This window comes from Microvirga calopogonii (assembly GCF_003347665.1).
Lineage (GTDB): Bacteria > Pseudomonadota > Alphaproteobacteria > Rhizobiales > Beijerinckiaceae > Microvirga > Microvirga calopogonii.
Window position 1 is genome coordinate 1 of the sequence record NZ_QDGA01000097.1, and the last position, 17675, is coordinate 17675.

Here is a 17675-nt window from a genome sequence, read left to right on the forward strand (position 1 = left end):
CGCGACGCGGCTCGCCCTGCCTGAGACGTCGCGGTTCTGGGTTCCCGCCTGCGCGGGAATGACTAAGGCGCCGGTGCCAGTGCCACAACTGGCACCCGACCCTGGACCACCACCCGCCGCGTCATGGCCGGACTTGGTCCGGCCACCCACGTCTTAGGATCCGCTGCCTCGCCAAGGCGTGGAGGTCGGGCGTGGCGAGGGAAAGCGGCTCTGATCAGCCGTCATCCCGGGGCCGCGAAGCGGAACCCGGGACCCAGAGCCGCAACGGTGCCGAACGAAGCGCGACGCCGTTCGCCGCCTCCGGCACAATGGCAGCAATCTGGATTCCCGCCTGTGCAGGGTCGCAAGAGCAAGGTTCAAGAGTGCCCTCCATCCGACGATCGGGCGCTTCGCTTCGGCGGGATGTCACGAAGGCGTCTCTCCGTTGACGGGATGTTTACGTCCTTGAGCGAGTCTCGCGGTCATGCGTCGTGGGTTAGTTGCGTTCTTTGCCCTATCGCTCGTCGGGCTTGGGCTTACCGGTTGCGGGCTGTTTCGTTTCGAGCAGCGCGAGCCTTGGCGTGCGCAGGCCGAGGAGGCCTGCCTGTCGCAGCGTCTCGTGCAGCCTTCCGCCTACATGGCCCTCAGCTCCAAGATCGACGGGCCGGGCGTCTGCGGCATGGATCATCCGTTCAAGATCTCGGCCTTCAACAACGGCGCCGTGGGACTGAAGTCGAAGGTCACCCTGGCCTGTCCGATCATCCCCAGCATCGATGCCTGGCTCGACGAGATCGTCAGGCCGGCCGCCCAGATGTATTTCGGCGTGCCGCTCGCCGACATCAAGGCGGGCTCCTATTCCTGCCGCCCGCGCAACAATCAGATGGGCGCCAAGGTGTCCGAACACGCCTTCGGAAACGCCATGGACGTCATGGCCTTCGTTCTGGCGGACGGCCGGGAGATCGTCGTGGCCAAGGGATGGCGGGGAGGGGACCCCACCACGCAGGAATTCCTGCGCGAGGCCTTCGTCGGCGCCTGCCGGTATTTCACCACGGTGCTCGGCCCCGGTTCGGACGCCTTCCATTACGATCACTTCCACATCGACCTTGCCCGGCACGATCCCCGCGGCCAGCGGCGCATCTGCAAGCCGATCCTGAAATTCGAGCCGCGAATCGATCCCGAGCGCAGTCGCGAGATTCTCCAGAGCGCGGCCACCTCCGGCGATCTGGCATCTGTCGACCTGGAACAGGACGTTGGGGAAGGGGAGGCTTATGTTCCGCCGGCGCCGCCGCCTCCGTCACCGGTCGTCGCCGCTCCGGTCGGTCCCGCGCCGCGAATGTCCTCCGGCGGCTACGCGGCCGACCTGCCGGGGGCGAATGCCGGATCCTCAAGGCTTTCGCCCGCCCAGGGCACTTCCCAGGCTCCTCTTCCGCCGGCGGGCCGCCCGGTCGAGCAGACCTATGCCCCGTCGCGGACGCAGGGGCGTTCCGCCGGCCAGCCTATGATGCTCAACAGCCACGCCGTCTATTAAAGCGTAACCGGATCTTGACCTTCGCGAACGCCGCCCACATGGTCGATGATGCACGGTCTGAAGACTTGGTGGAGCATTCGAATGAAGTGGCTGGCGGCTATCATCTCCTGCATGCTGTTGAGCGCGCCTGCGCTTGCGCGCGAGATCACGCCCGCGGAACGGCGCGACGAGCCTTTCGACGCCACCCTGCCGGCCTGTGCCGATCCCGCGGTGCTCCAGAACGTCAGTTCGCGCTTCTCGCATAAGGAAGGCCGGTTCTGGAATTCCAGCCTTCAGCTGCTCGCCTTCGAGCGCGTGCAGGAAGTCGCCTGGCGCCCCTGGGGGCTCGACTACATCCCCCGCCGCTACTGCACGGGCACCGTGGTCGTGTCCGACGGCTACAAGCGCCGGATCAACTTCTCGATCCGTGAGGATCTGGGCTTCATCGGCATCGGCTGGAACACGGAGGCCTGCGTCGACGGCCTCGACCGCGATTATGCCTACGCGCCGCACTGCAAGCAGGCGGCTCCTTGATCCTGCGCTGGTGGCTCGCCTTTGTAGGCGCTTGCTTCTCCTCGATCCTCCCTTCCGCCGCCCAGGGGCTCCGCGAGGCGAGGGGCGCCCCGATGGGGCAGTTCGATTTCTACGTGCTGGCCCTGTCCTGGTCGCCCGGCTTCTGCGAGAGCAGCGGCAGCCGGAACCGGCAATGCGACACCGGCAGCGGCCTCGGTTTCGTGACCCACGGCCTGTGGCCCCAATTCGAGCAGGGCTATCCGAGCTTCTGCGAGCCCAACGGCCGCTTCGTTCCTCAGGCGGCCCTGGCTGACGTCAAGGGGCTTTTCCCGGACGACAACCTGGCGCGCTATCAGTGGCGCAAGCACGGGACCTGCACGGGGGAAAGCCCGAGCGGCTATTTCCGCGCGGTCCGGCAGGCGCGGGAACTCATTCGCATCCCAGACGGTTTCAACGGTCTGGACAGCCGGTCGAAGGTGCTGCCGAGCGAGATCGAGCGCGCCTTCATCAATGCCAATTCGGGCTTGCGGCCCGACATGATCTCGGTTTCCTGCGGACGACGGATCTTTCAGGAGGTCCGCATCTGCCTGACCAAGGATCTGCGCGGTTTCCGTCAATGCCCGGAGGTCGACCGCGACGGGTGCCGGGCGGGCGAGATCACCGTTCCAGCCGTTAGATAGCGCATCGAGCTGATGCGCGTGAGAGAGAAGGCACCGGCTGACGCCGTAGGACGACCATGAACTACCGACATGCCTTTCACGCCGGCAATTTCGCCGACGTCATGAAACACGCGCTCCTGGTGCGCATTCTGGTTTACCTGCAGCGCAAGGAGACGCCGCTGCGCGTCATCGACACCCATGCGGGCATCGGACTCTACGACCTTGCCGGCGACGAGGCCGGGCGGACGGGGGAGTGGGTCGAGGGAATCGGGCGCCTGGACGAGGCCTTCGCTCCCGACGTGGAGGAGATCCTTGCGCCGTATCGGAGCGTGGTGGCCGACGTGCGGGCCCGGCATGGCGAGACCCTCTATCCCGGATCGCCCGCCATCGTGCGCGAGCTTCTGCGGCGTCAGGACCGGGGCGTGTTCGTGGAACTACATCCGGCCGATTACGCGGTCCTGAGCGAGGCTTTCAACGAAGTCGCGAATCTCAAGGTGATGCATCTCGACGGCTGGACGGCGCTTCATGCGCTGATTCCGCCCAAGGAGAAGCGCGGTCTCGTGCTCATCGATCCGCCCTATGAGAAGCCCAACGAGCTGGAGCGGCTCGGAACGGAGATGCTCACCGCCGTGAGCAAATGGCAGACCGGCGTCTATGCCGGATGGTACCCGATCAAGGATGTCGGCCCCGTCGACGCGGTGGCGGCGCGCCTGCACGAGCAGTGCCCGCGTCCCGGCCTTCGCCTCGAACTGTACGTGGACGACCCTCGCGATTCCTCGCGGCTCAACGGCAGCGGCCTCTTCGTCGTCAACCCGCCCTGGGCCCTGAGGCAGGAGGCGGAAACGCTTCTGCCCGCCTTGGCGGAGCGTCTGTCGCGCACCGGTTATGGCGCATATCGCTGTGAAGCCTTCGGGCCCCCTGCTTAAAACCAATTGCAGGGCAAGGTTCGAGCGGTCATGACTCCTGCCGCTCTACAGCATCGGACCCAAAAGTGGACTTGCACTTTTGGGATTCATCCGGTGCTTCGTCTATCAATGAGAGCATCGTTCGGGCCGAAAAACCGGGTCCACTTTTCCGTACGATGCTCTAGCAACAGGGATCATTCATGCTCGTTCTCCGCTCATCGCCCGCGTCACCCTTCGGCCGGAAGGTCAAACTCTCTGCCGCGATCCTCGGCCTGTCAGACCGCATTCAGATCATCGATGCCGATACCCTCAACCCCGAGGATTCCATCCGGCAGCAGAACCCGCTCGGCAAGATCCCCGCGCTCATTCTGGAAAACGGCGATGTGCTCTACGATTCCCGCGTGATCGTCGATTACCTCGATCATCTCGCCGGCAGCGGCGGCGTCATCCCGAACGGCCCGGAGCGGTTCTCGGCCCTGCGCGATCAGGCGCTCGCCGACGGCATCATGGATGCGGCGCTGCTGCAGGTCTACGAGGGACGCTTCCGCTCGGAAGACAAGCACGAGCCGAAATGGGTCTCGCACCAGGCCGACAAGGTCCGCCGCGGGCTCGACCATGCGGAGGCTCATCTCACTGAGCCGGGTCAGCCGCTGCATATCGGCCAGATCGCTCTCGCCTGTGCACTGGGCTACCTCGATCTTCGCTTCGGTGGCCGCTGGCGCGAAAGCTACCCCCGGCTCGTCGCGTGGCTCGCGGATTTCGAAGCTCGCGTTCCGGCCTATGCCAAGACGCGAGTGACGCCATAAAGCAAAAAGGCCCGGTGTTTCCACCGGGCCTTCTCGTTCGCCGAAGCGACGGGTCTTAGTAGGTGCTGAACTTGTAGTTCAGGCCGGCGCGGACCACACCGAACTCGGTGTTGTCGCCGCCGCCGGTCGCGGTCGGGGACAGGAAGTCGCGATCGCGATCGAGGTTCACGTACAGACCTTCGACCTTGGCGGTCAGGTTGTTGGTGAAGGCGTACTCGAGACCACCACCCACGGTCCAGCCGGTCGCGTTGTCGCCGTAGGCGAAACCGCCGGTGGCGTAGATGAGGGCGCGATCGAAGGCCACACCGGCGCGAGCACGAACCGTGCCGAACCAGTCGCTGGAATCGTCTTCCTCGTAGCCCGGGATGGCTGCGTTGAAGCGGTAGCGGGTGCCGAGATCAGCGTACTGGATGTCCGTCTCGAGACCGACGACGAACGAGCCGATCTGGTAGTTGTAGCCGATCTGACCACCGCCGACGAAGCCGCCGTCGTTGTTGCCGCCGGTGAAGCCGAACAACGGATCGACGATGCGGTCATCCGACATCCAGCCGTAGCCGGCGTTCACACCGGCGTAGAAGCCGGTCCAGGTGAAGACCGGAACGGCAGCAACGATCGGAGCCGGGGGAGCAGCGCGGAGCGGGAGGTCCGCAGCAGAAGCGGCTCCGGCAAAGCCGAAGAGAGCGACGCTGGCGAGAAGAATTTTCTTCATGGTTTCTCTTTCCTAATCGATGTCATGCGAGTTCGACCCGGTCTTTTTGGGTCAAGCCAAGCACTGGCCTGTTATAGAGCGACAACCGGTCGAGGGCTGTGACCTGACAACCACAGCGGCTAAGACCACCATGGCAGGATTGTGGCGGCAATGTGCGAGTTTCCCCTTGTGTCATCGCCGGAGTCCTAAACCCGCAGCTTGGCCATTGGTTCGACGGCCGAGCAAAAAAATGTCATTTTCTTGTCCGATGCACCCAGGTGCCGTGACATGCTTACATTTCAAGAGGTTGATCATGATCAAAGCCGCTCTCGTGACCGGCGGTGCGCAGCGCATCGGGCGGCGGATCGTCGAACGGCTCGTCGACGAGGGTTACGCGGTTGCGATCCATTGCCGGCGCTCGACCGATGAGGCGGACGCCATGGTGGCGCGGATACGCGAGCGAGGCGGACGGGCCGCCGTCGTTCAGGCGGATCTCGCGGACGGCGATGCGGTCGAGCGCATCGTGCCTGCGGCTGTTCGCGACGTGGGACAGCTGACGCTCCTCGTGAACAACGCATCCGAGTTCGAACCGGATGAAGTCGAGACACTCTCGCAGGATCGATGGGACCGGCATTTCGCCGTCAACCTGCGCGCACCGGCGTTCCTCGCCCGCGACTTCGCCCATCAGCTTCCCACGGACGGACATGGCTGCATCGTCAACATCGTCGACCAGCGCGTGTGGAAGCTGACACCGCAATTCTTCTCCTACACGCTGACCAAGGCCGCCTTGTTCACCGCCACGCAGACCATGGCGCAGGCGCTCGCGCCACGCATTCGGGTCAACGCCATCGGGCCCGGGCCGACATTATCGAACGTGCGCCAGGGCGATGAGGATTTTTCCAAGCAGAGCGAGGCGGTGCTGCTGGGACACGGCGGCACGCCGGACGAAATCGCCGATGCGGTGCTCTATCTGGCGAAAGCCCGCAGCGTCACCGGCCAAATGATCGCCGTCGATGGCGGGCAGCATCTCGCCTGGGAAACGCCCGACGTCGCCGGCATCAAGGAGTGAGCGCGATCGCGGAAATCAGCCGGCCGTAATCCGGCTCCTTGCGATGGGTGGTGCGGCGGTAGCTGAAGAACCGCTCCTCGTCGGAATAGGTGCAAAGCCCGAGATCAGTGAACGTGCCGATTCCCGCTGCTTCGAGGCGTGCGCCGATGAAGCCCGGAAGGTCGAACATCGCATGGCCGGGCCTCTCGGCTTCCTTGAAGAAGCGCTCATGTCCGGGCGCTTCCTCGGCGAAGCGCTGGATGAAGTCCGGACCGACCTCATAGGCCTTCTGGCTGATCGTCGGGCCGAGCACCGCGACGACGTTCTCGCGCCGGGCACCGAGCCGCTCCATGGCCACGACGGTCGATTCGAGGACACCGGTGACGGCACCGCGCCAACCTGCATGGGCTGCGCCGATGACGCGGGCTTCGGCGTCGGCGAAGAGCACCGGGCCGCAATCGGCCGTGGTGATGCCGAGCGCAAGACCGGGCGTGGCCGTCACCATGGCGTCGGCCTTGGGACGTTCACCCTGCCAGGGCCCCTCGACGAACACCGCATCGGGGGAATGGACCTGATAGACGCTGATCAGGGCATCCTGTCCGATCTCCAGAGCCTCAGTCATGCGGCGACGGTTCTCCTGCACCTTCGCGGGCTCGTCCGATGAGCCGATACCGCCGTTGAGGGAGGCATAGATCCCATCCGACGTGCCGCCCTGGCGGGTGAAGAAGGCGTGGCGGAGGCCTGAATGGGCCGCGAGGGCAGGGGCTTGAATGAACATGGCGCAATCTTAGGAAGAGGGAGACAGGGCCGGCAAGCCCGGGACGGCGTCGATGGCCTCATGTGTAACGGCCAAAACCTTAAACAGATCACCCATGCCGGTCGGCCCGCGCTCCGTCAGGCGGGCAAGCGCCTGGTCGATATCGGCGGCTTGTGCGGGCGTGGCTCGTGCCTTCAGGGCGGCGGCGCGGGCATCGATGCCGAGAGCCTGAAGAAAATCCCCCTGAGCAGCGATGCCGTGAGTCCTGGCGCCTTGCACGACGGCGGCCTGGGCAAGACGGTGGAAATCCACATGGGTCGTGAGATCCGCTTCGCCCGGTGCTTCAAGAGGGTCTACGGGCCTGTGTGCCTTGAGCGCCTGTAGCGTGTCGCCGAAAGCAGGGCCCCAATAGCCGTAATCCAGGATCAGGGCGGCGCCCACATCGCGCACGAGCCGCCGGGCCAGCTCGCTGAAGACATCGATGGAAGCGCCCGGCCATTCGAGGATGTCGCCGTGTTTCAAGGGCGTGCCGAGGGCGGTCTCCGGCTCCGGACGCAGGCCGAAGATCAGGCGCTCGCTCTCGAGGCCGACCAGCCGTTCGCACCACCCGCGCTCGGTGCCGACGAACTGGCGCACCGGCAGCGCATCGAAGAACTCGTTGGCGACGAGAAGGGTCGGGCCCGGCGGCACGTCCTCGATCCGGTCGTGCCAGTGAAGCGAGAAGCCCGAGGCGGCGAGGGCGTCCTGCTGCTTCTTTCTCAAGGACGGGCTCGTCTCGACCAGATGCACGGTCGCGGCTGCCTTGAAGTCGGGCAGAAGCGGTGTCGCCCGCAGCAGATCGGCCATCAGGGTGCCGCGGCCCGGACCCAGCTCAATGAGCCGGCAGCCGGTGGGGCGCCCCATGCCGTTCCAGACCTCCAGCATCCACAGGCCGATCAGCTCCCCGAACATCTGGCTGATCTCGGGAGCCGTTGTGAAGTCGCCGGCGGAGCCTAGCGGATCGCGGGTGCCGTAGTAGTGCCTCAGGCACAGGCTCATGTAGCGTTCGACCGTGATCGGCCCCTCAAGGGCGATCGTCTCGCGTAAGGTATCCTTCAGCGCGCTCACGCGGCCTCGACCGTCTTGGAGGGGCGGGTATGACCGCGCACGGCCATGACGATGAAGCCGATGCCGATCAGCGCCATCGGAACGGACAGGAGCATGCCCATCGTGATGCCGCCGCTGAGCGCCTGCACGGACGCCCCGAACAGGAAGCCGAGCTGCGCGTCCGGCTCGCGGAAGAACTCGCAGGCGATCCGGGCAACGGCGTAGCCCAGCACGAAGATGCCACCGAGAAGACCCGGGCGGCGGAAGCCGAAGCGGCGTGCGGCGATGGCCATGATGATGAACAGGATCAAGCCCTCGCCGAAGGCTTCATAGAGCTGGCTCGGGTGCCGGGGCTCAGGGCCCGCATGGGGAAACACCACAGCATAGGGAAAGTCCGGGGCGGGGCGGCCCCAAAGCTCGCCGTTGATGAAATTGGCGATGCGGCCGAAGAACAGGCCGATGGGCACGACAACCGCCGCCATGTCGAGCATGGCCAGCGGGTTGAGCCCGCGCGAGCGGGAAAACAGCACGATGGCGAGCACCGATCCCAGGAAGCCACCGTGGAAGGACATGCCGCCGCGCCAGATTGCGAAGATTTCCAACGGATGGGAGAGATAGGAACCGAGATTGTAGAACAGCACGTATCCGATCCGGCCGCCCAGCACGACCCCGAGCGCCACCCATACGATGAGATCGTCCACATCCATGGGCTTGGGCTGCTTCAAGCCTCCCCAGAGATCGGCCTTCGCCGCGAGGCGCTTGGCATAGAACCAGCCGCCCAGGAGGCCGGCGACATATGCCAGCGCATACCAGCGGATCGCGAAGGGTCCGATGGAAATCGCCACGGGATCGATGAGGGGAAAGGAGAGCGGCATGAGCGGGCCTTGTTCTAGCGCATCGTGTGGAAAAGTGGACCCGGTTTTCCACGCCCAACGATGCGCTCTTCAAAAAGTGGAGCATCGGATCAGTCCCAAAAGTGCAAGTCCACTTTTGGGTCCGATGCTCTAATATGTCGCCATTGGACCCGCCGGGCGCGGATCGTCAACCCTGTTGCAGTTTGTGGCAAATGCGCCCATTTGTGAGCTTCCAGGGGCTCAGGGCCCGTCGAACGCTGTGGATTTTCCCTATGACACAATCGTCCAACCGGATCTTCGATGAACTCGCCCGCTTCGCCACCGATGCCGCAGGCGCTGCCCAGGGTGTCCGGCGGGAGGTCGAGACGGTGGTTCGCAGCCAGTTCGAGCGCCTGATCAAGGACATGGACGTCGCCACCCGTGAGGAGGTCGAGGTTCTGCGCGAGATGGTGGTTGCTGCCCGCGAAGAGAACGAGCGGCTCGAAGCCCGAGTCAAGGACCTCGAGGCGAAGCTCGCTTCCACGGCCGGCGTGAACCCCGCGACGCCTTGATCCGGGCGGGATTCGGCCCTGCATCCGGCGCGGGTCTCCTGCTGTGGACAGGTGAAACCCGCGCATTGTGACGAGCGCCGAAATCTAAGACTGTCGATTCATCAGCTGATTCGAGGCGGCGACAGCGGGAGCACGGAATATCGTAGGTATTCCGAGTACTTCTTTCGAATAGTCCCCGGATCTGCGCAATGGTGTTGCTCGATATGTTTGCCCTTATCGAGCAATTGAGCCTCCAGGATCGACATGTCGCAGATTCATCTTGAAATCGACCGTTCGGAACATCCCCTCGATGTGGTCGAGCGTCTCGCTTCCCTGCGGCACTGGATCTTCGACCGGGCCGAAGCCGACGAGATGTCGATCTCCGTAGCGGGCCGCTGGGCGGATTACGACGTCGCCTTCACCTGGATCGAGGACGTGGAGGCCATGCACATGGCCTGTGCCTTCGATCTCAAGGTTCCGGAGCGGCGGCGCCAAGAGGTCCTCCAGCTCATTTCCTCCGTCAACGAACAGCTCTGGGTCGGGCATTTCGACCTGTGGAGCACGGAGAACGTGGTGATGTTCCGCCATGCCCTGCTGCTGGCAGGCGGAGCCGATCCGACCGACGGGCAGTGCGAAACCATGCTGCGGGTCGCGGTCGAGGCCTGCGAGCGCTATTTCCAGGCCTTCCAGTTCGTGATCTGGGCCGGCAAGTCGGCTCGGGAGGCCCTCGATTCCGTTCTGTTCGAAACCGAAGGCGAGGCCTGAGTTCTACAGCATTTTCCGACGGCGAGCCGGATCCACTTCGCCGGAAAATGCTCTTGAACCTGCCTCGACAGGGCAGGGTTGCCGTGAATAGAGTGCGGCCTCATCTTTTCATCCTGTCAGGTTACGCCCATGTCGTCGAACGCCTCGCACCTGCCGTCATCCCTCATCCTCGTCGGCGCCGGCAAGATGGGCGGCTCCATGCTGGAGGGCTGGCTCAGGGTCGGTATGAAGCCCGAGGGTGTCACGGTTCTTGATCCTCGTCCTTCCGACGAGATGTCCCGCTTCTGCCGCGGGAAGGGCATCGCCCTGAATCCTGCCAATCCTACGGCGGCGGACGTGCTGGTATTGGCAATCAAGCCGCAGATGCTCGACGAGGCCGCGCCTGGGCTGAACGGCCTTCTCGGGGCGCAAACCCTCATCATCTCGATCCTGGCCGGCAAAACCATCGGGGATCTGCGCTCCCGGCTCCCGGCTGCCGGTGCCATCGTGCGCGCCATGCCGAACCTGCCCGCCAGCATCGGGCGCGGCGCGACCGGAGCCGCCGCGAACGACAAGGTGAGCGAGTCGCAGCGCCTGACCGCCGATGCGCTTCTCAGCAGCAACGGCATCGTCGAATGGCTGCCTTCGGAGGACCTGATCGATGCGGTCACGGCGCTTTCAGGCTCGGGGCCGGCTTATGTGTTCCATCTGGTCGAGTGCCTTGCCGAGGCCGGAACGGCTGCCGGTCTCCCGCCTGACCTGGCGCAGCGTTTGGCGCGGGCCACGGTGACCGGTGCGGGAGAGCTCCTTTTCCAGAGCGACCTGCCACCCGCCACTCTCCGGCAGAATGTCACCTCGCCCGGCGGCACCACGGCGGCGGCGCTCGAAGTCCTCATGCGCGACCCAGGCGGGTTGAAGGCGCTCATGCGCGAGGCCGTAGCGGCCGCCAAGCGCCGGGCCGAGGAACTTGCAGGCTAGAGCATTTTTCGGTGAAGCGGATCCGGTTCACCGTCAAAAAATGCGGCAAAGCAGGGAAGAGAGATGCTTCCACGCCAGTGGAAGCATCTCTCGAACCTTGGGGTTGCTGCGGTTCGCTCCTAGATTATGTCTCAACGGCAAATATTCAGGAGACTGATCGTGACCGCTGACGTTCCCACGGATAAACGCAAGGCCATCGTCGAGGCGCTCATGGATCTCGCCGCGCAGCGGCCCTGGCACGAGATCGAGATCGGCGATGTCGCCAAGGCCGCTCATGTGTCGCTGGCCGAGTTCCGCGATCTCTTCCCTTCAAAGGGCGCCGTGCTCGGCGCGCTGTCGCGCCAGATCGACCGGCAGGTGCTGGAGGGAACGACGGACGATCTCGCGGGCGAGCCGGCGCGCGAGCGTATCTTCGACGTGCTGATGCGCCGCTTCGATGCCCTGGAACCCTACAAGCAGGCCCTGCGGCGAATCTTCCAGGATCTGCAATATGATCCCGTGTCGCTCGCCGCTCTCAACCAGGTCTCGCTCAATTCGCAGCGCTTCATGCTGGCGGCCGCCGGCATCGATACGGAGGGACCGCTTGGAAAGCTGAAGCTCCAGGGCGCGGTTCTGGTCTACGCCAACACCATGCGGACATGGCTCGATGACGACGATCCGACCCTCGCCAAGACCATGGCGCGGCTTGATCGCGAATTGCGCCGCGCCGAACGCATCCTGGAAGGGGCCGAGGATCTGCGTCGCCTGAGCGCACCCCTGCGCGCCGTCGGTCGCGCCCTGATGCAGGGACGCAGGCCGACGCGCCCTGAGACGCGCCGCACCGAAGACGGCAATGGGGATGCGCAGAATCCTGCATCGGCGATTTGAAACAGGTTGAGGGGCAAGGATGGATCAGGCGAGTACTACGGCGACACCTATCACGTTCGACGATTTCCTGAAGGTCGACATTCGTGTCGGCCGGATCGTGGCCGTGGAGGCGTTCCCACAGGCGCGCAAGCCGGCGTTCAAGCTCACCATCGATTTCGGCCCGGAGATCGGCACCAAGCGTTCCTCGGCGCAGATCACGGTGAACCATTCGCCGGAGGATCTCGTGGGAGCGCTTGTGATGGCAGTGGTGAATTTCCCGCCGCGCCAGATCGGGCCCTTCATGTCGGAGGTGCTGACGCTCGGCGTGCCCGATGCCAACGGCGACGTCATGTTGATCCGTCCGGATCGCGATGTGCCGGTGGGCGGGAGACTTTACTAGAATTGATCTGAATCCTTTAGGGACAGGGGCAAGCTGCGTTTTCCGATGGGAGCCACCGATGAGTGTCTGGAAGATCGTGGCGGTCCCTTCCGGCGGCCTCGCTCTTGCCCTGGGATGCGGAGTGGCGCTTGCTCAAGGTCCTTCCTTCGGTTGTGGAAAGGTCCAGACCAGCAGCATCGCGAACATGATCTGCACGGACAGTGCATTGTCGGCGCTCGACCGCAAGCTTGCGGATGTTTATGCCCAAGCCGACCGCAAGGCGGCGAATGAGCATCCGCCTTTGCTGCAGGCGGAGCAGCGCGGCTGGATCAAAGGGCGCGACGATTGCTGGAAAAGCAACGACAGGCGCGGCTGCGTGGAGGGCGAGTACCGGCGCCGCATCGCTGAACTCCAGGCGCGTTACAGGCTCGTTCGCAGCATAGGTCCCGTGACCTTCGCCTGTGACGGTGATCCGCACAACGAAGTTATCGTCACGTTCTTCCAGACGGATCCATCGACGATGATCGCCGAGCGTGGCGACAGCGTCTCGCTGATGGTTGTTCAACCGTCGGGAAGCGGAGCGCGCTACCAGGGGCGCAATGAAAGCTTCTGGGAGCACCAGGGCGAGGCTTCGATCACCTGGGGCTACGGTGCGCCCGAGATGCGCTGCAAGAAAGCCCAGTGACAATTTTCAGGCCGGGAGCCGCACTGTCGCGCGCAGGCCTCCGAGCGGGCTCTCCCCCAGCACGATGTCGCCGCCGTGGGAACGGGCGACGTCGCGGGCGATGGCGAGGCCGAGACCCGATCCGCCTTCGTCCTGATTGCGTGCTTCATCCAGACGCATGAAGGGCTTGAAGACTTCCTCGCGCATGTCGGCCGGTATGCCCGGCCCGTCGTCGTCCACATGCAGAACGAGCCAGCGCGTTTCGTGATTGGCGGTGATCTCGATCCGGTCGCCGTGGCGTGCCGCGTTGGACACGAGATTGAACAGGAGGCGGCGGAAGGCGTCGGGACGCACGGTGATCATCGGGTCGCCGATGATGTCGAGTTCCGTCACATGTCCCTGCCGTTCGGCATCGGACTGAACCTCTTCGAGGAGCTGCCGCAAGTCCGTCGCGACAGCCTGCTCGCCCGCATCGCCACCCTCTCCGCGCGCGAAGGCGAGATAGCCTTCGAGCATGCGGCTCATCTCGTCCACGTCGCGCTTGAGATCCTCCACCTCCGGGGTCTGGTCGAGGAAGACGAGCGAGAGCTTGAAGCGCGTGAGAATGGTGCGCAGGTCGTGGCTCACGCCGTTCAGCATGGTGGTGCGCTGTTCGATGTTGCGCTCGATGCGCCGCTTCATTTCCAGGAAGGCGTGGCCGGCCTGGCGCACCTCGCGGGCACCGCGTGGGCGGAACTCGATTTCGCGTCCTTTGCCCAAGGCTTCGGCCGCCTCGGCAAGGCGCAGGATCGGCCTGATCTGGTTCCGTAGGAACAGGATCGCGATGCCGAGCAGCACGAAGGACGAGCCGCCCATCCACACCAGGAAGATGTGAGAGTTGGATGCATAGGCCTGGCTGCGTCGCGCCAGAACGCGCATGACATCGTTCTGATTCAGCTTGATGCGAATTTCCACATAGCTCGAGCGGCCGACCGTATCGATCCAATACGGACGGTCGATCTGGCGCCGCAGCTCGTCGGTCAGGGTTTCGTCGAGAATGTCGAAGAAGGGCTTGGGGCCGGGCGGCGGCAGATCGGTGTTGCGCAGGATGTCCACGTCGAGCTGCAGGCGTTCCGACGCGATGCGGGACAACGTGCTTGCATCCTTGTCCTGCGGATAGCTCTCGTAGATGTCGATGAGGGCCGAGATGTCCGCCGTCACCGCCGAGGACAGGCGCCGCGTGACGAGCTGGTAATGCCGCTCCATGAACACGTAGGCGACGACGGATTGCAGCAGGATGACGGGCGCGATGATGATGATGAGCGCGCGGGCATAGAGCCCTTTCGGCAGGAAGCGGCCGAACCAGCGCGCGGCATGGTCGAGAGGTGAATAGCGCAGGGTCGCTCCGATCTTCATCGATCGATCACGAGGCGATAGCCGATGCCGCGCACGGTCTGGAGGAAGATCGGGTTGGCGGGATCGATCTCGATCTTGCGCCGCAGCCGGTTGATCTGCACGTCGACCGTGCGCTCGTTGGCCGCGAGGCCATTGCCGGAGAGCGCTTCGCGCGGAACGTTGTCGCCCGCGTGGCTGCCGAGGATCGTCAAAATCTCGCGCTCGCGCTCCGTGATGCGCACCACCTCATCCCCGCGCCGCAGCTCGCCCCGGTCGAAGCGATAAGAGAACGGACCGAAATGAATGACCTCGGGCACGTCGGTGCTCGACGCGCCCTGTACGGGCAGGGCGCGCTTGAGGATGTTGCCGAGGCGCAGCAGAAGCTCCCTCGGCTCGAAGGGCTTGGGCAGATAATCGTCGGCGCCGATTTCGAGGCCGGTCACCCGGTCGGAGGCGTCCGCCCGCGCCGTGAGCATCAGGATCGGCACCTGCGAATGCTCGCGCAGGCTGCGGGCATATTCGAACCCGGTTTCCCCGGGCATCATCACGTCGAGCACGAGGGCATCGAACACGAAATTTCCCGCCTTCGCCCGTGCCTCGGCCGCGCTGCCGGCGGCCGTCACCCGGTAACCGTTCTCGGTGAGGAAGCGGGTCAGCAGGTCGCGCAGGCGGCGGTCATCGTCCACCACGAGCACGTGCGGGGCATGGTCCGGAATGTCGATACGTGCATCCATCAGGCTTCAAGCTGCTTTATCGGACCCTGCTTATCAGGTTTTCTCCGGACCGAATACGAGCTGCTTCACATGGGCGCTGTCGTCCGGATCGATGAGGCGCAGAAGGTAGCGGCTGACCGTTTCCTTAGCCTCCGGGTCCATGTCCGACAGGGCCCGCATGATGCGGCGGGTCTGCAGCTTGGCGAGCTTCAAGGCTAAATCGTGGCCCTTGGCGGTGGCGAAGAGCAGCCGCTGCCGCCGGTCGGAAGTGCCCATCCGGCTCTCGATGAAATCCTTCTCGATGAGTTCCTTGAGAACCCGGTTGAGGCTCTGCTTCGTGATCCTCAGGATGTCCAGGAGCTCCGCGATCGTCAGACCCGGCTGGCGCGTGACGAAGTGGAGGACCCGGTGATGGGCCCGCCCGAAGCCGTACTCGTCCAGGATCCTGTCGGGATCGCTGACGAAGTCGCGATAGGCAAAGAAAAACAGTTCAATGAGGTCGTAGGCGGGCTGCTCGACCAGAACATCCTTGCCGGATTGCTGAGCCTTCAAAGCCGGAATTGCGTCTGGCACCATCCTGTTCCCAATTTTTATGTCAGCCTTGTTGACATATCTCAGGACGATTGTTACTCGTCAAGCCGCTTCGGCGAAATGAATGAAATTGAAATTGGCTGTAAGCAAACCGGAAATTACACGGCCCCGGTTGCCACAAAGGTCGGCATTCAAGGAGAAAAACGATGTCCGCGACCCCCTTCGATCAACGTGATGGATGGATCTGGTACGACGGGCATATCGTACCCTGGAAGGATGCCAAGCTCCACGTACTCTCCCACGGACTGCACTACGGGTCCTCCGTGTTCGAGGGCGAGCGCGCCTATGGCGGCGAGATCTTCAAATCGACCGAGCATTCGGAGCGCCTCAAGAAATCGGCCCAGATCCTTGATTTCGAGATCCCCTACACGGTGGCCGAGATCGATGCCGCCAAGCGTCTCGTTCTGGAGAAGAACGGGATGAAGGACGCTTACCTGCGTCCGGTCGCTTGGCGCGGCTCGGAGATGATGGGCGTCGCCGCTCAGGACAACAAGATCCACCTTGCGATTGCCGCTTGGGAATGGCCGAGCTATTTCGACCCTGCTCAGAAGATGAAGGGCATCCGCATCGACATGGCGGAATACCGCCGTCCCGATCCGGCAACTGCTCCGTCGGCCGCGAAGGCAGCGGGTCTCTACATGATCTGCACCATCTCCAAGCATAAGGCGGAGCGGAAGGGCTACGCCGATGCGCTCATGCTCGATTGGCAGGGCCGCGTGGCCGAGTGCACGGGCGCCAACGTGTTCTTCATCCGCGACGGCGTCGTCCACACACCCATCGCCGATTGCTTCCTCGACGGCATCACCCGCCGCACGGTGATCGACCTCGCGAAGCGTCGTGGCTTCGGGGTGGAGGAGCGCCGGATCATGCCGGAGGAGCTCCCGAGCTTCAACGAGTGCTTCATCACCGGAACGGCTGCGGAAGTGACTCCCGTGTCGGAGATCGGTCCCTACCGCTTCCAGCCCGGCAACATGACCAAGGTGCTGATGGAAGACTACTCGGCCGAGGTTCAGCCCAAGAGCAAGGCCGCTTAAGGCTTTCCGGCTTTCGATAGGCTTTCACGTCGTGCCCGGCCTCGTGCCGGGCATTTTTTGTGAGTTGCTTTTTTCCGCGGCCGGGCGGGGAGGGACGCTGAAGTCGACCGGCGTGGCGCCGCACCTAACCTCCGGAGGATCCAGCCTAGATTTCTCCGTCATGGGCGTTCCCTAACGTCATGACCGGGCTTGTCCCAGCCATGACGCTTGGATTGAGCGCCACTGCTGTCATTCCGGGGCGAGCGTGAGCGAGAACCCGGAACCCATAGCCGCTGGCGATGCCGAAACAGGCACTGCGCGGATCGTACTTTCTTGAGGTGTCGTGTTTATGGGTTCCGGGTTCGCCTGCGGCGCCCCGGAATGACACCGCAGGTTTCGCAACAATCAGGCTTACCGGCCCTGGTCCCCGGATCAAGTCCGGGGAGGTGATGACGTGGCGGGTGACATGAGGAGGCGGTGGCCATGACGGCAAGGCGGGTGAGGCGAACGTTATGGCCTCACTTTGTTCTTGACAGAAGGGCCAAGCTCTGCTATATCATTCCCCACTCCCGCCCGGCGAGGGGCGCGCTCGCGAGGCGTCGCAGCACCGGGGCGGGAGGCGGTCCCGCCGCAGGCCTCGCACGCCTGTGGTCGCGGGAGGTCGACCTTGGGTCTCATCCCAGCTGGTCCACCTGAAAAGAACCGCGTGCGAGGCGCCGTCCGGCTCTTCCACTTTCCACCCTCATCATCGAGCCGGGCCGCGCAGCGCACCTCCCTCGACTGACCTGACGGCCCGCAGCGCAAGCTGCGGGCCCACAGGCGCTGGCTCTTTGACAGAGACCCATCCACCGTCATCCCAGGGCCGCGCAGCGGAACCCGGGACCCATAACCACGGATGATGCCGAATGAGGTTCGCCGCCGCGCGCTCCTTCTTTGACGTCGTGGTTCTGGATCCCCGCCTGCGCGGGAATGACAAGGCGCCGGTGCCGGTGCCCTATCCTGCACCCGCTCCCGGACCTCCACTCGCCGCGTCATGGCCGG

20 protein-coding genes are annotated in these 17675 nt (G+C 64.3%); 13 read left to right on the top strand and 7 right to left on the bottom strand.

The window, feature by feature from the left end:
• Positions 1–463 precede the first annotated feature (463 nt).
• The 5 genes from DDF70_RS30195 (at position 464) to DDF70_RS30215 (ending at position 4369) form a co-directional block, all read left to right on the top strand.
• The gene (locus tag DDF70_RS30195; protein WP_114948377.1) at positions 464–1507 is read left to right on the top strand and encodes an extensin-like domain-containing protein; all 1044 of its coding nucleotides are present in this window, start codon (positions 464–466) and stop codon (positions 1505–1507) included.
• An 81-nt stretch (positions 1508–1588) separates the two neighbouring features.
• Positions 1589–2020: a hypothetical protein gene (locus DDF70_RS30200; RefSeq protein WP_114948378.1), complete on the top strand. Its 432-nt coding sequence runs from the start codon at positions 1589–1591 to the stop codon at positions 2018–2020.
• Positions 2017–2679 (top strand): ribonuclease T2 family protein, encoded by a 663-nt coding sequence (locus DDF70_RS30205; protein WP_114948379.1) that lies wholly within the window; start codon positions 2017–2019, stop codon positions 2677–2679. Before DDF70_RS30200 ends, DDF70_RS30205 begins: the two co-directional genes overlap by 4 nt.
• 56 nt (positions 2680–2735) lie before the next feature.
• Positions 2736–3584 (top strand): 23S rRNA (adenine(2030)-N(6))-methyltransferase RlmJ, encoded by an 849-nt coding sequence (locus DDF70_RS30210; RefSeq protein WP_114948380.1) that lies wholly within the window; start codon positions 2736–2738, stop codon positions 3582–3584.
• Between the two features lie 179 nt (positions 3585–3763).
• A complete protein-coding gene (locus tag DDF70_RS30215) occupies positions 3764–4369 on the top strand; it encodes a glutathione S-transferase (protein ID WP_114948381.1) in 606 nt (201 codons plus the stop codon).
• A 55-nt stretch (positions 4370–4424) separates the two neighbouring features.
• On the opposite strand, the gene DDF70_RS30220 is transcribed toward DDF70_RS30215, so the two are convergent.
• Entirely contained in the window at positions 4425–5078 is a 654-nt protein-coding gene (locus DDF70_RS30220) for an outer membrane protein (protein WP_114948382.1), read from the bottom strand.
• 130 nt (positions 5079–5208) lie between these two features.
• Between DDF70_RS30220 and DDF70_RS30225 the strand changes: the two genes are divergently transcribed.
• Positions 5209–6126: an SDR family oxidoreductase gene (locus DDF70_RS30225; RefSeq protein ID WP_425374135.1), complete on the top strand. Its 918-nt coding sequence runs from the start codon at positions 5209–5211 to the stop codon at positions 6124–6126.
• Here DDF70_RS30225 and pgeF read toward each other — a convergent pair.
• From pgeF to lgt, 3 genes are read right to left on the bottom strand one after another with little or no spacing between them, the layout of a single operon-like run.
• The gene (gene pgeF / locus DDF70_RS30230) at positions 6116–6883 is read right to left on the bottom strand and encodes a peptidoglycan editing factor PgeF (RefSeq protein ID WP_114948384.1); all 768 of its coding nucleotides are present in this window, start codon (positions 6881–6883) and stop codon (positions 6116–6118) included. The two genes, DDF70_RS30225 and pgeF, sit on opposite strands and share 11 nt — an antisense overlap.
• Positions 6884–6892: 9 nt before the next feature.
• The gene (locus DDF70_RS30235; RefSeq protein WP_114948385.1) at positions 6893–7969 is read right to left on the bottom strand and encodes a class I SAM-dependent methyltransferase; all 1077 of its coding nucleotides are present in this window, start codon (positions 7967–7969) and stop codon (positions 6893–6895) included.
• The gene (gene lgt, locus DDF70_RS30240; protein WP_114948386.1) at positions 7966–8823 is read right to left on the bottom strand and encodes a prolipoprotein diacylglyceryl transferase; all 858 of its coding nucleotides are present in this window, start codon (positions 8821–8823) and stop codon (positions 7966–7968) included. Before lgt ends, DDF70_RS30235 begins: the two co-directional genes overlap by 4 nt.
• Positions 8824–9074: 251 nt before the next feature.
• Here lgt and DDF70_RS30245 point away from each other — a divergent pair, with 251 nt between their 5' ends.
• The 6 genes from DDF70_RS30245 (at position 9075) to DDF70_RS30270 (ending at position 12964) form a co-directional block, all read left to right on the top strand.
• Complete coding sequence (locus DDF70_RS30245) at positions 9075–9353, top strand: accessory factor UbiK family protein (protein WP_009494596.1); 279 nt, start codon at positions 9075–9077, stop codon at positions 9351–9353.
• Between the two features lie 243 nt (positions 9354–9596).
• Positions 9597–10097, top strand: coding sequence for a type III secretion system chaperone family protein (locus DDF70_RS30250; protein WP_009494597.1), 501 nt, complete (start codon positions 9597–9599; stop codon positions 10095–10097).
• A 129-nt stretch (positions 10098–10226) separates the two neighbouring features.
• Positions 10227–11054, top strand: a complete 828-nt coding sequence (gene proC, locus DDF70_RS30255) for a pyrroline-5-carboxylate reductase (protein WP_114948387.1) — start codon at positions 10227–10229, stop codon at positions 11052–11054.
• 126 nt (positions 11055–11180) lie between these two features.
• Positions 11181–11921, top strand: a complete 741-nt coding sequence (locus DDF70_RS30260; RefSeq protein ID WP_114948388.1) for a TetR/AcrR family transcriptional regulator — start codon at positions 11181–11183, stop codon at positions 11919–11921.
• A 19-nt stretch (positions 11922–11940) separates the two neighbouring features.
• Positions 11941–12300 carry a tRNA-binding protein gene (locus DDF70_RS30265; protein ID WP_114948389.1) on the top strand — a complete coding sequence of 120 codons (360 nt, stop codon included), beginning with the start codon at positions 11941–11943 and terminating at the stop codon, positions 12298–12300.
• 58 nt (positions 12301–12358) lie between these two features.
• Positions 12359–12964, top strand: coding sequence for an MliC family protein (locus DDF70_RS30270; RefSeq protein WP_114948390.1), 606 nt, complete (start codon positions 12359–12361; stop codon positions 12962–12964).
• A gap of 6 nt (positions 12965–12970) precedes the next feature.
• Here DDF70_RS30270 and DDF70_RS30275 read toward each other — a convergent pair whose 3' ends face one another.
• Genes DDF70_RS30275 through DDF70_RS30285 form a run of 3 tightly spaced genes read right to left on the bottom strand, consistent with a single transcriptional unit; the run spans position 12971 to position 15606 of the window.
• A complete protein-coding gene (locus DDF70_RS30275; protein WP_114948391.1) occupies positions 12971–14338 on the bottom strand; it encodes an ATP-binding protein in 1368 nt (455 codons plus the stop codon).
• The gene (locus DDF70_RS30280) at positions 14335–15051 is read right to left on the bottom strand and encodes a response regulator (RefSeq protein WP_114948392.1); all 717 of its coding nucleotides are present in this window, start codon (positions 15049–15051) and stop codon (positions 14335–14337) included. The genes DDF70_RS30275 and DDF70_RS30280 overlap by 4 nt, the downstream gene beginning before the upstream one ends.
• Positions 15052–15084: 33 nt before the next feature.
• Entirely contained in the window at positions 15085–15606 is a 522-nt protein-coding gene (locus DDF70_RS30285; protein WP_114948393.1) for a MarR family winged helix-turn-helix transcriptional regulator, read from the bottom strand.
• 161 nt (positions 15607–15767) lie between these two features.
• Between DDF70_RS30285 and DDF70_RS30290 the strand changes: the two genes are divergently transcribed.
• Entirely contained in the window at positions 15768–16655 is an 888-nt protein-coding gene (locus DDF70_RS30290) for a branched-chain amino acid aminotransferase (protein WP_114948394.1), read from the top strand.
• Positions 16656–17675 lie beyond the last annotated feature (1020 nt).

Excerpts from the sequence above, each read along its gene's own strand:
- DDF70_RS30260 (WP_114948388.1), top strand. The coding sequence starts at position 11,181 with ATGTCTCAACGGCAAATATTCAGGAGACTGATCGTGACCGCTGACGTT.
- DDF70_RS30270 (WP_114948390.1), top strand. The coding sequence starts at position 12,359 with ATGAGTGTCTGGAAGATCGTGGCGGTCCCTTCCGGCGGCCTCGCTCTT.
- DDF70_RS30280 (WP_114948392.1), bottom strand. The coding sequence starts at position 15,051 with ATGGATGCACGTATCGACATTCCGGACCATGCCCCGCACGTGCTCGTG.
- DDF70_RS30265 (WP_114948389.1), top strand. The coding sequence starts at position 11,941 with ATGGATCAGGCGAGTACTACGGCGACACCTATCACGTTCGACGATTTC.
- pgeF (WP_114948384.1), bottom strand. The coding sequence starts at position 6,883 with ATGTTCATTCAAGCCCCTGCCCTCGCGGCCCATTCAGGCCTCCGCCAC.
- DDF70_RS30275 (WP_114948391.1), bottom strand. The coding sequence starts at position 14,338 with ATGAAGATCGGAGCGACCCTGCGCTATTCACCTCTCGACCATGCCGCG.
- DDF70_RS30225 (WP_425374135.1), top strand. The coding sequence starts at position 5,209 with ATGGCAGGATTGTGGCGGCAATGTGCGAGTTTCCCCTTGTGTCATCGC.
- DDF70_RS30290 (WP_114948394.1), top strand. The coding sequence starts at position 15,768 with ATGTCCGCGACCCCCTTCGATCAACGTGATGGATGGATCTGGTACGAC.
- DDF70_RS30245 (WP_009494596.1), top strand. The coding sequence starts at position 9,075 with ATGACACAATCGTCCAACCGGATCTTCGATGAACTCGCCCGCTTCGCC.
- DDF70_RS30250 (WP_009494597.1), top strand. The coding sequence starts at position 9,597 with ATGTCGCAGATTCATCTTGAAATCGACCGTTCGGAACATCCCCTCGAT.
- DDF70_RS30200 (WP_114948378.1), top strand. The coding sequence starts at position 1,589 with ATGAAGTGGCTGGCGGCTATCATCTCCTGCATGCTGTTGAGCGCGCCT.
- proC (WP_114948387.1), top strand. The coding sequence starts at position 10,227 with ATGTCGTCGAACGCCTCGCACCTGCCGTCATCCCTCATCCTCGTCGGC.
- DDF70_RS30195 (WP_114948377.1), top strand. The coding sequence starts at position 464 with ATGCGTCGTGGGTTAGTTGCGTTCTTTGCCCTATCGCTCGTCGGGCTT.
- DDF70_RS30215 (WP_114948381.1), top strand. The coding sequence starts at position 3,764 with ATGCTCGTTCTCCGCTCATCGCCCGCGTCACCCTTCGGCCGGAAGGTC.
- DDF70_RS30210 (WP_114948380.1), top strand. The coding sequence starts at position 2,736 with ATGAACTACCGACATGCCTTTCACGCCGGCAATTTCGCCGACGTCATG.
- lgt (WP_114948386.1), bottom strand. The coding sequence starts at position 8,823 with ATGCCGCTCTCCTTTCCCCTCATCGATCCCGTGGCGATTTCCATCGGA.
- DDF70_RS30285 (WP_114948393.1), bottom strand. The coding sequence starts at position 15,606 with ATGGTGCCAGACGCAATTCCGGCTTTGAAGGCTCAGCAATCCGGCAAG.
- DDF70_RS30220 (WP_114948382.1), bottom strand. The coding sequence starts at position 5,078 with ATGAAGAAAATTCTTCTCGCCAGCGTCGCTCTCTTCGGCTTTGCCGGA.